This window comes from Streptomyces sp. NPDC017202 (genome assembly GCF_044331705.1).
GTDB lineage: Bacteria > Actinomycetota > Actinomycetes > Streptomycetales > Streptomycetaceae > Streptomyces.
In genome coordinates this window covers 130,981-145,131 of the sequence record NZ_JBIRNP010000015.1, presented here as the reverse complement: position 1 = coordinate 145,131, position 14,151 = coordinate 130,981, and the positions used below count along the sequence as shown (strand labels likewise).

Here is a 14,151-nt window from a genome sequence, read left to right as displayed (position 1 = left end):
AAGATGAGTTCGAAGAATCAGCCTGGCGGCGGTTCGGTGGTCCCGACCCGTCCGACGCACAGGCTTCACGGGGCACGGGGAAGGGTTCGTACATGGCGTGGGACGAGTGGGAGCAGCTCAAGAGCGCGGCGGTGGAGCGGCACTCCACACGGATGCAGCTCAACCAGTACCCCGCCGACCAGGGCGGGGACGGCACTCAGGGAGACCTCGTAGCGGGTCATCAGGATCTCGAGGCGGTCGGCAAGGCGGCCCATGACCTGTTCGAGGACTTCACGACCTACAGCGGGCACGCGCGCGTGGCTTCCGCGGCGGCCGCGGGCGGCCTCAAAGGTGAGGGCTTCGCTCTGGGGGCCGCGCTGGATCATGTGACGGAGCGCTGGAGCGAGCAGACGAAGACTCTGCTGGACGCCTGCGCCCACATCTCCAACCATCTGCGGTTCACGAAGAACCAGCATGCCGCCGACGACTCGTACATCTCCGGCACGGTGAGCAGCATTTCCCTGCTGGACGAGGGCTTCGACGACCGGAAGGGCCACTGACACCGATGGACCTCGACGCCCTGCGCTACGGGGATTTCTCCAAACTCGGTGAAGCGGTCACCGACTGGGAACAGATGACGAAGAAGCTCGCGGACCTGCAGAAGGACGCCGAGAACAACCTCAAGGCCAAGGCCGACAAGGCCAAGTGGGCCGGCGTCAACGCCACCGTCAGCCGCGAGTTCATCACCAAGACGGCAGCGGAGTTCGCCGACGCGCACACCCAGGCCGACTCCATCACCAAGATCCTCAGCGACACCCGCGGCGAACTCATCGGCTACCGCACGCAGCTGAACGACGCGATCACGCGGGCCGCGCAACAGAACCTGACGGTGGTCGACACGGGCGAAGGCACGTTCACGGTCACCGGCAACACCCGGCCGGACTGGGCCTCCGACCCCAGCGGAAAGACCGGCGCGACGGACCAGAAGGCGGCGAACGACCTCCGCGACGAGATCCAGGGCATCCTCACCAAGGCGACGCAGAGCGACAACAGCGCCGCGAAAGTCCTGCGCCTGCTCGTCGACCAGGCCAAGTACGGCTTCGCCGACGCTTCCTACGCCGACCGGGACTCCGCGGCCAAGGCCGTCGCGGCCGCGGAGAAACTGGCGAAGACGGCCAAGAACCCGGCCGACATGAGTCTCGACGACATCGCCGCCTTCAACCGCACCCTGGAGCTCTACAGCGGCGACTCCCTGTTCGCGGAACAGTTCGCCACCCGCCTCGGGCCCAAGGGAACGCTCCAGTTCTGGACCGAGATGACCTCCGCGCACGCCGGTGCCAGGGGCTCGGAACTCGACACCATGAAGAGCCTGCAGAGCAATCTGAGCCTGACCCTGGCCACGGCGTCGTTCTCCGACTCGGAAGCCATGCAGGACTGGAAGAAGGACCTCGTCGCGGAACGGAACACCAACTTCCGCGCCGCGAACTCTTTCAGCCCCGTCGGCGCCCTCGGTTCCCAGGTGATCAGCAGCCTGATGCGGGAAGGGCAGTACGACACCGAGTTCTTGGACGACTACCGGAAGACGCTTTTCGAGGCGGACAAAGTAGGGGGGGAAAACAACACCGATGCACTGTGGGTGAAGGGATATGACGCTCTCGACCTCGTCTTCGGAGATGGCAACGGCCGAGATCCGCTGGAAGGACTCTTCGAGGGGCTCTCCCACAACCCGGAGGCAGCGGCGCACGCCTTCGAGTCCGGGTCCGATCTCGATCGATTGTTGGCCACGACCGCGTACACGGACCGAGGACATTCACTGGGGCGTGCGTTGGAAGCCGCAGTGACCGGAGTTGGGCTGGGGGACTCAATGGAGGCAGCGCCACCACACAGCGAAGCCCAGGTCCAGATCATGGCAAACGTCATGCACGCTGTGGCACAGTCCGATGGCGGCGCAGACCTCGTGGGGCGCGGAATGGGTGAAAGTTTTGGGCACATGGCAGCCTCCTACATGCCGGAAATCAGCCGGGCGTTCGGAGGGCCAAACTCCGAAGCCATTTTCCTTTCACCGAGCGATGCCCCTACAGGACTCAAGCAGACAGATGTAACGAGATTCCTGTCAGCAGTCTCATCAGACCTGTCAGGAAGGGCAGGAATCATTTACGGAGAGAGCATCTACACCGGCAGCCTCCTTGATGCGCATCTGGCAGATCCTTCCTTGTTCGATGGAGACCGCAACCAAGTCCTTCAAGGCGTCGGGAGAAATGCAGGAATAATCGAAGGCATCGTCGCCCGCTCCGTCGCGAATGCAGATATTGAATCGTCGGTCGAGACAGAAAAAGAGTTCAATGACAGCTTGGAGTCTCAAGGCAACTTCTTCAATACCGCACTATCGGCCGGTATCGGGTACGGCACTGCCGTACTGGCGCCAGCGGGACCGGCGGGAGCCGCTTACGCCGGAGCTGGAGGGTTCATCACCGGCGCTGCAGGAATGGCCGTCGGCCGCTTGCTCGAGGGCAGGGAATTGGACGGCGCACTGGACGAGGCCATTTACCGAAATGGACAGGATCTCAGCAGGACTCAGGAATCGGTCAGCCAGCAGACACAATGGTCGGTGCAGGATTCACTGAAGCGGCACCACGTGAACCTCCCGACAGACGGAACCAATACCATGATCGGAAATTCCGTAAATGAAGGCTGGGAATCAAGTGAAACCATCTTGAGGTCCAACAAGCAGATCCCGAACTGAGGAAAGTCAGAAAGGATCCCCATGGGCAAGAATAAAAAAATCGCAATTCTCGGAACGGCAACATTTACCCTGGCGATCGGAGCTTGGTTCTCTTATCAAGAATTCTTCACCAAAGGGCTCGATAACCTTTCGAGCAGAGTGTGCGATGAAGGGGTTGAGAGAGACACGGTGAGACGGGTCCTTCCGGACACCAGATCAGCCGAAGAAGGTGCGGACACCAACGGATCCGGGGACAGCTTCATGTTCAGCTGCCGCGTCTACACCGCCAACGATTCGATCTTGTCGGGAGAAGCGAAGATCCAGGACTCTTCCCAGAAGACGTGGGAAAAATACTACAAATCCTACGGCGGGGAGTCGAAAGGGGAAACTGAGCAGTCTTCCTCGGATGGAATTTACGCTCTCTCGAAAGAAGATTTCGCCAGCGTATACGTGCCGTGTGTCCCCAATGGAAGCAGGCCGGATGACGCTTCTCAAGAATACGCCCTGGTGACCGAAGTGCGTGTCATCGGAGAGAGCAGAATCACTGGTATCGATCTGCATCAAGCACTGACCGACTTCGCCTATCAGATCACCCGGCGCGCTTACTCCTTGGGAGACTGCCAAGGAGTCCAAGAATTCCCGGAAAAACTTCCTCGTTTCGAAAAAAGCTGACAACCGACTCACATGAACCTGAATCCTGTCGGAACGTATACGCCGGAGTCACGTTCATCCCAAGTGCAGTAGGTACTGTAGTGGGCGGCAGGACCTCCGGAACTATCAACAGCATGATCTTCGATAAATCATTCCAGAACTCAGGGGCTTGAGGGAAGCCAGCACGAACACCGCGCACATGGCATAACTCATCGACACCGACATCCAGTCCTGTGCTAGAAAGCATCCTTTTGCCCGGGAAGCGACCTGACCATCTCGCACGAATCATCCGATATTCGGCTTATGTCGTCGTAGCACTGGCATTTTCTGCTTGCTCAGGCGGAGCTGGAGAAGAGGAAAAGAAGTACGCGACACCCAGCGCCCTCTGCGACATTTCAATGGACCCCGAACTGCTCGACGCTTTCCTCCCGGGAGGTGATTCCATCTCCGTGAAGCCTTCGTCTCCCAACGGGGGAACGAAACGCTGTGACCTCGTCGTCGATGGCGATGTCTCAGTTCGGCAGACCCGGACGTGGTGGAGCAACGGGGAGAGCGCGTCCACTGTCGCCACCGCGTACGACAAGATGGACGACGGCCAAGTAACCGACGACAACCGCTATCTCTACTCAGGTACGGGTGCCGTGGGGAAGACCGCGACGTCGTGCAAGTCCTCGGAGCACTCCGGTCAGGACCTTTACGCCGTGATCCAGGTGTTTACCCCCGACCGATCCGACTCCGGCGCGATGAAGAAACTGATCACGGCCTACACGAAGGCGCTCGAAGACTCCGGTGAGTGCGGCTGATCGCTTCACTCCGTCTCTCGCCACAATGTGCGGCGGGAGCGTACGTCAACCTGAAGTAACGCGACACAGCACCAGGGTGGGCACCTCCCGTGCGTGCCCACCCTGGTGTCGTGTCTGCGCGCTCTCCTACTGGAAGTAGCTCGCGCCCTTCAGGTCGCCGCCGCGGTAGTCGCCGCCGGCGGTGTGGACCTTCTGCGAGATCTGGACCAGCGCCGCGTGGATGCCCCGCGCGTGCTTGTTCCATTCCTCGCTCTTGCCCTGGAAGGTCTGGAACGCCTCGCCGCCCCAGCCCGCGGACACGTTGAGCACGGCCTGCCTCAGGGCTTCGAGGTCCTCCTCGAGCTTCTTGGCCTGGTCGCCGAGCTCGGTGGCGAGCGCGTCCATGGTGCCGTACGTGACGGCAAGGTCGTCGTAGTGGGCTCCGGACATGTTTCCTCGTTTCTTTGAAGATTTTCAGCCGGACCGCACAGCCCGGACAACGGTGTGGCTCAGTACCGCCACCGACCCGTCAGTAGCTGTTCAGCGCCGACGTCTTCCCGCCCAGGTCCTCGACCGAGATCTGCTTGAGGTCGGCCTCGATCTGGTCTTCGAGGTTGCGCTTGTCGGTCTTGTTCATGTGGATGCCCTCGAGGAAGTCGTCGAGCATCTTGCCGATCGCGACCATGTGGCCGTTGATCTCCGTCTGCTTGACGTTGAACGCGTTGGCGCCCTGACCTGTCCACGCCTTCTCGATCATGTCGATCGTGCCCTGCAGCTTCGCCAGCGAGGCCCGGATGTTGTCGTACCGGTCGATGACTTCCGTCTGGAGCTTCTGTACGTCGCCGTCATTAAGCTTGCGGTCGACCATTTCGGCACCCCTTTTCGTATGAGCTGTGGTTCGTTTCTGCGTGCATTTCCGCACCAGAACGGTTGTGTGTGGCTGGTCGTGGTACGTCGCTCGTCATGCGCCGCGCCGTGAACGCACCACCGCGAAGGCGCCGGCGCCGATCACCAAAACGGCTGCCGCGGCTCCGAGGGTGACCCACATCGTGGTGTTGTCGTCGGAGGAGTCCGCGCTCGATCCTGCCGCCGAAGTCTGGCCGCCCGAAGGGTTTTTCGAGGCCTGTGACGAGGTTGATGCGGAAGGGGAGGACGAGGTGTCGTCGCCTGTGACGCCCACCGTGTTTTCCTTGGCGAGGGGGTCGGTGTCGGCTGCGCCAGGATTGAAGTCGCTGTTCTCCAGCACCTTGCGGGGGCGGATCAGTCCATAGCCCAGGTACGTGCTCGGATCGTTCTTCGCCCAGTCACGACCGGCGGTGTCGATCAGGCTGGCGAGGACCTGGTTCGCCGTCCAGTCGGGGTGGGCTGACCAGATCAGGGCGGCGGAGGCGGAGGCGATGGCGGTGGCGATACTCGTTCCCAGGCTGACGCAGTACGACCGGAACTTCTCGTCACACCAGGTGGGCACGTCGAGACCAGGAGCCGCCAGGTCGACGTAGTTGCCGTGTTCCGAGAACTTCCCGACTTTCCCAGACTCGTCCGAAGCGGCGACGCCGACAACATAAGGGTAAGCGGCCGGGAATCCGATGAAGTTCTTACCCTCCGCATCATTTCCCGTACTGGCAATCATCAACTTTCCCTTGGATTGAGCATACTCGATGGCTGCCCTCATTTCAGGAAAGTCAACGTCAATGCCGAAGGACATGCTGATGATCTTTACATCACTGTCGGCAACAGCCCGTACCACCGTTGCCGGATCGGGCGCCTTTTTCTCTTCCGCTTTATCTTTCAGACCCCTGAGTGCAATTCGATAAGGAACGATCTTCGCTCCCGGAGCTAGGCCCTTCAAACCGTCGCCTGCACCCGTTCCGGCGATGAGTTCCGCCATGCTCGTCCCATGGCCCAGGTAGTCTTCAGTGGCCTTGTAGCCGATAGCTTTAGATACCTCGCCAGTGAGTACCTGCCCCTTCAGCGAAGGTGTGTCAGGGTTGACACCTGTATCGACAACGGCAACCTTGACGCCCTTGCCGGTGCTCACCTTCCACATCTCTTCGGCCTTCATCGCCGATAGGTACCACTGCTGCGACTGGACGTCGGCGGCCGATGCGCTCGGAGCCAGACCCGCCGAGAGAACTGCCAAGACGCCGAGTGCTGAACAGACGCTGGACACACGTCTCCTGTTCCGCCCCGCGAAAGACGCGCTCCGGCCGCTGCGCCGGCTGCTCCCTGCCACCATGCCTCTGCCTGTCCTCGCTCTTGTCAGTCAGTCGGTCGACGACGCGTCATCGCGCCGCTCGTCACGGCGCGAACGTTTCTTATTGGAACTCTGATTGCGTGTGGCACCGCGGGTCATGCCCGGATCACCGGACGTGTTTCTACCGTTCCTGTTTCCAGGAGTTCGGCCCTTGGGCATTCCGACCACGCCCTCAGTGCTGGCGGCAGGGCGGCGTGCGGCCTGCCCCGGGCCCGCGCCCGTCGGGCCTGGCTTACCGATCACCCCACGCTGACCGGGCCTCTCGCCCGTGGCGCGCGAAGTCGGCGTACCCTCACCACCGACGACCGTGCCACGCGGCAATCTGGAACGGTTGGTACCGAAGGCACCGCCAGTGACAGGCCTTCCGCCGACGACCCCGTCACCGGTACGTCCGGCACCGGAGCGTCCGGAGCTGGAGCGCCCGGGGTTCATGGCCCCCATGCCATTGACCGGGCCTCGGGGAACGCCCCCGGTACGTCCGGCTTCCTGCCCCACGGCTTTCGGTACCCCGCCGACAACGCCACGTCCCATAGGAACCCCGCCACGGCCGCCTGCCTGGCCTGGAACGGACGCACGTCCTACTGGTCCCATCGGGCCGGTCCCCGTACGCCCTGCACCGGTACCACCACCCGGCACACCACCGATGCGCCCCTGGGCCGAGTTGGGTAGCTTGCCTGCCGGCACCCCTCCAAAACCCGGTGTACGCCCGACCTGTCCGCGAAGGGTTGGAGGAACACGAGCAGGGACAACGGGAGGAGGCGTTCCTGTCGGAGTTCCGCTGGGACCGGTCGGCGACGACGGCATGACAACCGTCGGTTTCGTGGTGTCCTGGGGTGGCAAAGTGCCAACACTGTCAATCTCAGTGCCCACGTGCGGTTCCGGGACCGCGGCAAAGTCGCCCTCAATCCTGTGGGACGACGGCAAATCCTCCGTACGTGAACGCCCCACGTCAGCATTCACAGTCCGGTGGCTATTGGTACCTGAATCGGCCATCCGGGAAAGCGACTCACTCCCTACCGGCGGTTCGTCCGGACGTCTATAACCTGGCGGTGGCTTCGGCACCCCCACATCCGGCATCTTAGGAAACACCGGTTCCTCCGCCAGTTGCATCATCCCGCTCGACACCGTGTAGAACGACGCCAGTCGGTACATCTGGTTGATCGCCTCTTGGCGGTCCTTCTCGGCCTTGACCGCTGCCGCGTAGTCCTTGTTGGAGTCGACCTGCGCGGGCAGGGGGAAGTCGTCGGCCGTCTTGCGGTCGGTGCGGGTGTCGCGTGGCGGCATGGACTTGCGCACGGAGGCGAGGCCGGAGCCTGCCGCCAGGATCTGGGTGCCCACCTCGTCGGCGTAGCCGGCGAGTGCCTGGGCCGTGGTGGTCAGGTCCATTCCCCAGGTGTAGAACGCGGTGTGGGCCTCGCCCTCCCAGTCGACGGCGCCGAGGTTGCGACTGAGTTCGTCGGCGGCCTCCTTGATGGCGTCCCGGGCGTCGACGAGGGCCTTGGCCGCGCTCTCCAGCGTTTCCGGGCTCGCCGACTCCACGATGTCGATCATCTCGTTGAGGTCGTAGCCCTCGAAGCTGGTCTTGCCGAAGTTGACGGGAGCGCCGGTGTAGAACGGGCTGACCGCGGCGGCCACGTTCCTGACGTTGTCCACGGTGGAGTTCTGGTGGGCCGCGTCCTGGCGTTCGGCCTGGTAGTGGTCGGGCTTCTTGTCGCCGCCGCTCATCAGTACCCCGCGTCCGTGTGGTCGGCCTTGTTGTCGCGCTTGAGGTGCTCGTTCAGCATCTCGGTGCGGTCCTGGTTGACCTCGGTCCGGATCTCGTGGAACCGGTAGCGCAGGTCGTCCTCGAGGTTGTCGAAGGTGACGTCCACGCCGTGGACGGCGATCTGCATCGCCTCGAGCTGGAGGCCGAGCGACTTGGAGAGCGTCGTGATGCGCTCGTGGACGCGCTCGTACTCCAGGTGAAGTGTCTTCGCTTCCGGGAAGTTGCCCGTCCCGAAAGCGGTCTCCGACAGGCTGTGCGCCGCGACCTTGGACGAGCCGCCCGCCGAGTCCTCGAAGGCGGTCAGCAGGTCGTCCACGCGCTTCTTGAACGTCGAAAGCGCCATCAGGCCACGCCGTACGTCGGCGGCACCACCGCCTGTGTCTGCAGGAAGCACGAAGCCTTCCCTCCCCGTTCCCCGTTGTCGGCGGCCATCCTGGGCAGCCCACGCTCCTCAGGTGTTCATGACCGCAACGTGTCCACTGTAGTGACTTCCTCCGACAGCCCCAACTGCCATACGAAACAGGTCTGCTACTACCCGGCGGGGCTTCACCGATTCTTCACGGAAGGAGCAACGGTCGGTCCGTGGACCAGTCTTGCCGGGGACGGCACCGGATGCCGCCCGTGCAGGTACCTATTCCGCACCCGCTCACGTACTCACCTCGCCCCCGCGACCCTCCGCGCCCGGCGCCGTGCGTCGCGGATCGCCACCGCCGTGCCGCCGAGGCCCGCGACGAGGACCGCGGCGGCCACGGCCACGTACGTGGCGAGGCGGGCGTTGCGTTCGTCGGGGGTCTCGCCCACCTGGAACTTCGCGGCCGTCGGGGCCTTCGCCCGGGTGAGGCCGTCCTGGGGGCTGGGGGACTCGATCGGGTGATCGTCCTCCGTCAGGGCGCGGACCGGGTCGACGACGCCCCAGCCGACCAGGCGGTCGTGGCCGGCGATCGTGCGCTCGGCGGTCTGCTCGATCTGGGCGACGACCTGGCCGGCGGTCCAGTGGGGGTGCTTGGCCTTGATCAGGGCCGCCACGCCCGCGACGTACGGCGCCGAGAAGCTCGTACCGTTGTCGGAGCAGTGGCCGCCCTGCGGGACCGTGGAGATCATGTCGACGCCGGGGGCCGCCACGCCGACGAAGTCGCCGGACTGCGAGAACGAGGCGCGTTCGTTGTTGCGGTCCGAGGCGGCGACCGCGAGGACGCCCTCGTAGGACGCCGGGTAGGTCTTCTTGGTGTTGCCGCCGACGCCGTCGTTGCCGGCCGACGCCACGACCACGATCTTCTGGGCCAGCGCCTCGTCGATCGCCTTCTCGAGGTCGGGGTCGGGGCGGGCCGCCTGCGAGGTGTCCTGGGAGATGTTGATGACCTGGGCCTTGGCCTGGACGGCGTAGCGGATCGCGTCGGCCAGGGTGCCCGTGTCGCCGTGGCCCTCCGCGTCGTTCTGCTGGATCGGGATGATCGTGGCCTCGGGTGCGAGGCCCACGAAGCCGGTGCCGCCGGCGGGGCGGGCCGCGATGATGCCGGCGACCTTGGTGCCGTGCCCGACGGTGTCGGTCGTGCCGTTCTCGGCGCCCCGCTCGATCGGGTCGCCGTTCTCGTCCTTGAGGTTCTTCGGCAGGAGGTTGCGGCCACTCTTGGCGTCGACCGCGCCGGTGAGCTGCGGGTTCTTCACGTCCACGCCGGTGTCGACGACCGCCACCCGCACGCCTTCGCCCTTGGACTGGCTCCACAGTTCGTCCAGGAGGACGCGCTGGAGGGACCAGGGGCGGCCCGGATACAGGCCGTTGGGGAAGCTGCACTGGTCGGAGTAGGGCAGTTTGCCGGCCGCCCCGGCGGGGGGTGCGAGGACCGTGGCCGTCGTCAGCAGCGTCGCGGCCGCCGCCAGCGTCGTACGAAGCATTGTCGTCCGCCTCCTCACGAGCCCTGCGGCTGGCGTGCCGCGGCCGTCGACAGGCGCGGGCCCGTCGGCAGGAACTCCGACCAGGCGGCGGGGATCGGCGCCGGGTCCACGTCCTTGTAGCCGAGCCGGTTCTGGGCCTGCTGCGCCTCGCGCTGGAGCTGCTCGCGTTCCTTGGCCGTGGTGCCGATCCCGGCGTCGTCCGTGGCGCTGTCGGCGTTGGACTGGAGGACGTAGCGCAGGCCCGTGTCGGTGACGAGGAACACCGGGCCGGTCTTGGTCTGCTCGCCCTGGAACTGGCGGTAGAGCTGGCCGGAACCGGGGGTGACGTAGGCGCTGGAGGCTCCGGTGGGCAGCTTGGCCGGGTAGTCCGTGCCCACCCAGGTGCTGAGGGTGGTGGCGCCCGAGCCGGCGTCCACGTCGCGCAGGACGTTGCAGATCGTGCTGCGGCTGCCGGAGGCGGCCGACGCCTCGTTGACGGGCACCGGGTCGCCGGCCGGCCAGTTGTGCTCGGTGCCGAACGCCTGGCCCGGCACGATCGCGCCGGGGCTGACCTCGTGGGCCTGCCCGGCCTGGCCGAGGGGGGCCAGTTCCTCGCTGAACAGCAGCAGTTGGGCGATGAAGGCGGAGACCGGGGCGACCCGGCCGGGCAGCACCACGTAGTACTGCTCCGTGTTGTTGTCGAACGCCTTGAGGACCATGCCGACCTTGTTGACCGCCGCGTCCAGCTGCCCCGGCGCCCCGGCCGCCGCGCCCGGCTGCCCGGTGACCGCCGGGAAGGTGATCGCGTCGCCCGGGTGCAGGGTGGCCAGCCACTCCGCGGAGACCCGCTGGGGCTCCCGGCCGGATCCGACCACGGCGCGCAGCAGCAGTTCCTCGCTCTTGTCGACGGGGTAGACGGCGCCGCTCGCGTCCACGACGTACCGCTTGCCGTCCGGGTCGGCCACGTAGAGCAGTTGGCCGCCGTGCAGACGGCCCTTGCCGTCGGTGAGCTCCATGTCGCGCGAGGAGAGCACCAGCGCGGCCTTCTGGACGGAGCCGTCGCCGCCCGCGCCCGGACGCTCGCAGACCACCCAGCGCTTGCCGGTGCCCGCCTCGGACGCCGGGGGCAGCCGGTCCGGCGCGTACGGGATGCCGATGGTGACGCCGTGCGGGATCTTGCCGTTGTCGAGGACGGACTCGGCGACGGTCACGACGTCGCCCCGGCCGTCGGCGAGGAGGAGTTTGGCGGAGGCCATGTTGAGGACGGGGTGGAGCTGGACCTGGCCGTCGGTCTTCAGGACGACGTACCGCGTCGTGGACTTGCTGGCCACGATCACCTTGGCGTTGGGCTCGTCCCAGCCCTTGGGCGCGGTCGGCTTGAACATGCCCCACGCCCCGAAGACCGCCATGACGATCACTCCGACGACGATGCCCGGCAGGACGGACCGCAGGGGGCGCGGCGCCCCCTCCTCCGAACCGTCGGGCGACGACTGCAGGAAGGCCGCGAGCATGCGGCGCTTCGCGAAGGTGTAGGCATTGAGCTGATCGCGCCGGGATGCCATCTGTCTGTGTCTCTCCCCGTTTTCCGTCCGGGCCGCACGCGCGGGTGACGCGGTCCCCCGCCCCCGATGTCGGAGCGGCCCCCTACTATGCCTGGTATCCGCGGGGACTTGGGGAGCGGGTAGGGTTCCCGGGCCGTCAAGTGCCCGGTGGGGTGCCGGTTTACAGGCGGGTCGTGAGCAGAACGGGGAGATGGAGTGATGGCTTCGGGAACGCGCGTGCGCTCCGGTGGCCGGTCGCGGACGCGGGGCTCCTCGGCGTCCGGACCGCAGCCGCCTCAGGCGTCGCAGCGGTCGGCGGCGTCGGGGGCCTCGGGAGCGCTCCATCTCAAGGTGCGTTCGGGGGCCGCCGGGGCGTTCCGGCTGCAACGCCTCGTCCTGTGGGAGACCGCGGCCGCCGTCCTGCTGGTCGGCTGGGTGATCGGCCCGGTGGCCCTGGGCGTGGCCGGTGTCGTCGCGGCGGTGCTGGTGGTGCTCTCGGTGGCGCGCCGGCGGGGCCGTTCCCTCCCGGAGTGGCTGGCCACCGCGCGGGCGCTGAAGGTGCGCCGCCGGCAGGCCGCCAAGCTGGAGATACCGCCCGGGACCGAGCCGGGGTTCGCCCCGGCCCTGGAGTGCGACCCGAGCCTGCGCACCTACGAGTACGGCAGCCGTGACCGGCGGCCCGTCGGGATCGTCGGCGACGGCACGTTCGTCACCGCCGTGCTCCAGGTCGAGGCGGACGCGACCGCGCTGCGGGCCGAGCGCAGCCGGCAGCCGCTGCCGGTCGCCCTGGTGCACGACGCGCTCGACGTGGACGGCATCCGTCTGGAGTCCGCGCAGATCGTGCTGCACACGCAGCCCGCGCCCGCGCTGCACCTGCCGCGCCAGTCCGTGGCCGTCGCCAACTACGCGCCGCTGCAGGAGCAGACCGGCGCACCGGCGGTGCGCATCACGTGGATCGCGTTGAAGCTGGATCCGGAACTGTGCCCGGAGGCCGTCGCCGCGCGCGGCGGCGGTCTCGTCGGCGCGCAGAGGTGCGTCGTGCGGGCGGCCGACCATCTGGCGAGCCGGCTCACCGGCGCCGGGTTCCGGGCGACCGTGCTCGACGAGGAGGGTCTGACGGCCGCCCTCGCCACCTCGGTGTGCGCCAACCCGCTGGTGACGGCGGAGGCCGGGCGGACCGGGGCGGTGGACCGGCGCACCGAGGAGTCCGGCCGGAGCTGGCGGTGCGACAACCGGCGGCACACGACGTACTGGGTGCGCCGGTGGCCCGCGCTGGGCGGTGGCGGCGGTCCGTCGCTGCCGCAGTTCGTCGCCCTGGTCACCGCCGTCCCGGCGCTGGCGACGACCTTCAGCCTCACCCTCGCGCGCGGCGAGCGGCAGGAGGTGTCCCTGAGCGGGCACGTCCGGGTGACGGGACGCAGTGACGACGAACTCGTGGCGGCCAGGCGCGCGGTGGAGGGCGCGGCCCGGCACACCGGCGCGGGGCTCGCCCGCCTCGACCGCGAACAGGTGCCCGGCATCCTGGCCACGCTGCCCCTCGGAGGTGTGCGATGACGGCGACGACGGCACGGAGCGGCGCACCCGAGCCTTCTTCCGGCGCCCCGGGGCACCGGTTGCCGCGCGCCGGCTTCGGGCTGATCGGTCCGCGGCACGCACGGCACTCGGTGTCCGTGGATCAACTGGGCGCGCTGGCGCTGCCGATCGGGGACGACGGCGTCGTCATCGGGGTGGACGCCGAGGGCCGGCCCGCCGTCCTCGGCATCAACCGGCCCACGCCGTACGACGTCGTCCTGATCGGGGGTCTGTGGACCGCGCAGGTGCTCGCGCTCAGGGCGGCGGCCACCGGAGCGCGGGTGGCCGTGGAGACGGGCCGGCCGCAGGCGTGGGCGCAGATGGTGCACGCCATGGGCGGCGGGCAGAACGGCCTGGCGGTGTACGAGGTCGGCCGGGTGCCCCCGCAGGGCGCGTCGGCGGGCACCCCGGTGCTGGTGGTGCGGGACTGCGGGATGCGCCCGCCGCGCGGACGCGTCGCCTCCGGGCCCTGGCAGGCCGTGCTCACCCTGCTGCCGTACCTCTCCCCGGTCGCCCCCCGGTTGCTGCGGCAGGCCAGGCTCGTCGGCGTGCAGCGGATCTCGCCGGACGAGTCGGCGGAGCTGGGCCGCGCGCTGGCGCTGCCGCGCGCGGACGTGGAGGCCCTGCCGACGCTCGCCGACGGCTTCACCCTGTGGTGCGCCGACCGTGACCGGCAGTACGTGATGACGCAGCCCACGGACGCGGAGATCGGGCTGCTGGGCACACCCCGGCGGATGGACTGAGCCGGTCCGCGGCTTCCCCGGTTTCCCTCTTTCCCGCTGTCACGTACGGCAGTTGGGGCGTTATGGCCGTTTTGTTGTGGCGTGACGCACGTGAGGTCACTCGTCGGGAGGCCGGTGACGTGATGGACTGGTGCCGAGGGTGGGCGGGCCTGCCTGGGCGGGGCATCCGATGATTAGGCTGGTGCCGGGCGCGATGCCGGAAACCGTGGGGTGGGCGTCGGCGTCCCGGGGGGAAGCCGGTACTCAGGACGACCCCAGACGGCCTCGGAC

Annotated in this window: 13 protein-coding genes; 6 read left to right on the top strand and 7 right to left on the bottom strand. The window is 67.0% G+C overall.

Going from position 1 to position 14,151, the window contains the following annotated elements; genetic code table 11:
- The first annotated feature begins 92 nt into the window (after positions 1–92).
- The 4 genes from ACH4N1_RS25730 to ACH4N1_RS25715 all read left to right on the top strand — a co-directional run bounded on the left by ACH4N1_RS25730 (position 93) and on the right by ACH4N1_RS25715 (position 4,155).
- A complete protein-coding gene (locus ACH4N1_RS25730; RefSeq protein ID WP_398100467.1) occupies positions 93–539 on the top strand; it encodes a hypothetical protein in 447 nt (148 codons plus the stop codon).
- A 5-nt stretch (positions 540–544) separates the two neighbouring features.
- Positions 545–2,722: a hypothetical protein gene (locus ACH4N1_RS25725; protein ID WP_398100465.1), complete on the top strand. Its 2,178-nt coding sequence runs from the start codon at positions 545–547 to the stop codon at positions 2,720–2,722.
- Between the two features lie 21 nt (positions 2,723–2,743).
- On the top strand, positions 2,744–3,373 hold the full coding sequence (locus ACH4N1_RS25720) for a hypothetical protein (RefSeq protein WP_398100463.1): 630 nt from the start codon (positions 2,744–2,746) through the stop codon (positions 3,371–3,373).
- A 377-nt stretch (positions 3,374–3,750) separates the two neighbouring features.
- Positions 3,751–4,155 carry a hypothetical protein gene (locus ACH4N1_RS25715; protein WP_398100461.1) on the top strand — a complete coding sequence of 135 codons (405 nt, stop codon included), beginning with the start codon at positions 3,751–3,753 and terminating at the stop codon, positions 4,153–4,155.
- Positions 4,156–4,281: 126 nt separating this feature from the next.
- Here ACH4N1_RS25715 and ACH4N1_RS25710 read toward each other — a convergent pair whose 3' ends face one another.
- From ACH4N1_RS25710 to eccB, 7 genes are all read right to left on the bottom strand, one after another.
- On the bottom strand, positions 4,282–4,584 hold the full coding sequence (locus ACH4N1_RS25710) for a WXG100 family type VII secretion target (RefSeq protein ID WP_382782796.1): 303 nt from the start codon (positions 4,582–4,584) through the stop codon (positions 4,282–4,284).
- Between the two features lie 79 nt (positions 4,585–4,663).
- Complete coding sequence (locus ACH4N1_RS25705) at positions 4,664–5,002, bottom strand: WXG100 family type VII secretion target (protein WP_382782798.1); 339 nt, start codon at positions 5,000–5,002, stop codon at positions 4,664–4,666.
- Between the two features lie 93 nt (positions 5,003–5,095).
- Positions 5,096–6,304 carry a S8 family serine peptidase gene (locus tag ACH4N1_RS25700; protein ID WP_398100459.1) on the bottom strand — a complete coding sequence of 403 codons (1,209 nt, stop codon included), beginning with the start codon at positions 6,302–6,304 and terminating at the stop codon, positions 5,096–5,098.
- A 93-nt stretch (positions 6,305–6,397) separates the two neighbouring features.
- The gene (locus tag ACH4N1_RS25695) at positions 6,398–8,113 is read right to left on the bottom strand and encodes a hypothetical protein (protein ID WP_398100457.1); all 1,716 of its coding nucleotides are present in this window, start codon (positions 8,111–8,113) and stop codon (positions 6,398–6,400) included.
- Positions 8,113–8,496, bottom strand: coding sequence for a hypothetical protein (locus tag ACH4N1_RS25690; protein WP_398100455.1), 384 nt, complete (start codon positions 8,494–8,496; stop codon positions 8,113–8,115). Before ACH4N1_RS25690 ends, ACH4N1_RS25695 begins: the two co-directional genes overlap by 1 nt.
- 311 nt (positions 8,497–8,807) lie before the next feature.
- Positions 8,808–10,046, bottom strand: a complete 1,239-nt coding sequence (gene mycP / locus ACH4N1_RS25685; RefSeq protein ID WP_398100453.1) for a type VII secretion-associated serine protease mycosin — start codon at positions 10,044–10,046, stop codon at positions 8,808–8,810.
- A gap of 14 nt (positions 10,047–10,060) precedes the next feature.
- Positions 10,061–11,587, bottom strand: a complete 1,527-nt coding sequence (eccB, locus tag ACH4N1_RS25680; RefSeq protein ID WP_398100451.1) for a type VII secretion protein EccB — start codon at positions 11,585–11,587, stop codon at positions 10,061–10,063.
- Positions 11,588–11,785: 198 nt separating this feature from the next.
- Between eccB and eccE the strand changes: the two genes are divergently transcribed.
- Together eccE and ACH4N1_RS25670 are read left to right on the top strand one after the other, a co-directional pair.
- Positions 11,786–13,120 (top strand): type VII secretion protein EccE, encoded by a 1,335-nt coding sequence (eccE, locus tag ACH4N1_RS25675; RefSeq protein WP_398100449.1) that lies wholly within the window; start codon positions 11,786–11,788, stop codon positions 13,118–13,120.
- Complete coding sequence (locus ACH4N1_RS25670; protein WP_398100447.1) at positions 13,117–13,881, top strand: hypothetical protein; 765 nt, start codon at positions 13,117–13,119, stop codon at positions 13,879–13,881. Before eccE ends, ACH4N1_RS25670 begins: the two co-directional genes overlap by 4 nt.
- Positions 13,882–14,151 lie beyond the last annotated feature (270 nt).

Bases quoted from the DNA above. Each gene is read 5' to 3' on its own strand.
- ACH4N1_RS25730 (WP_398100467.1), top strand. From the start codon at position 93: ATGGCGTGGGACGAGTGGGAGCAGCTCAAGAGCGCGGCGGTGGAGCGG.
- ACH4N1_RS25690 (WP_398100455.1), bottom strand. From the start codon at position 8,496: ATGGCGCTTTCGACGTTCAAGAAGCGCGTGGACGACCTGCTGACCGCC.
- eccE (WP_398100449.1), top strand. From the start codon at position 11,786: ATGGCTTCGGGAACGCGCGTGCGCTCCGGTGGCCGGTCGCGGACGCGG.
- ACH4N1_RS25725 (WP_398100465.1), top strand. From the start codon at position 545: ATGGACCTCGACGCCCTGCGCTACGGGGATTTCTCCAAACTCGGTGAA.
- ACH4N1_RS25715 (WP_398100461.1), top strand. From the start codon at position 3,751: ATGGACCCCGAACTGCTCGACGCTTTCCTCCCGGGAGGTGATTCCATC.
- ACH4N1_RS25720 (WP_398100463.1), top strand. From the start codon at position 2,744: ATGGGCAAGAATAAAAAAATCGCAATTCTCGGAACGGCAACATTTACC.
- eccB (WP_398100451.1), bottom strand. From the start codon at position 11,587: ATGGCATCCCGGCGCGATCAGCTCAATGCCTACACCTTCGCGAAGCGC.
- ACH4N1_RS25705 (WP_382782798.1), bottom strand. From the start codon at position 5,002: ATGGTCGACCGCAAGCTTAATGACGGCGACGTACAGAAGCTCCAGACG.
- mycP (WP_398100453.1), bottom strand. From the start codon at position 10,046: ATGCTTCGTACGACGCTGGCGGCGGCCGCGACGCTGCTGACGACGGCC.
- ACH4N1_RS25670 (WP_398100447.1), top strand. From the start codon at position 13,117: ATGACGGCGACGACGGCACGGAGCGGCGCACCCGAGCCTTCTTCCGGC.
- ACH4N1_RS25695 (WP_398100457.1), bottom strand. From the start codon at position 8,113: ATGAGCGGCGGCGACAAGAAGCCCGACCACTACCAGGCCGAACGCCAG.
- ACH4N1_RS25710 (WP_382782796.1), bottom strand. From the start codon at position 4,584: ATGTCCGGAGCCCACTACGACGACCTTGCCGTCACGTACGGCACCATG.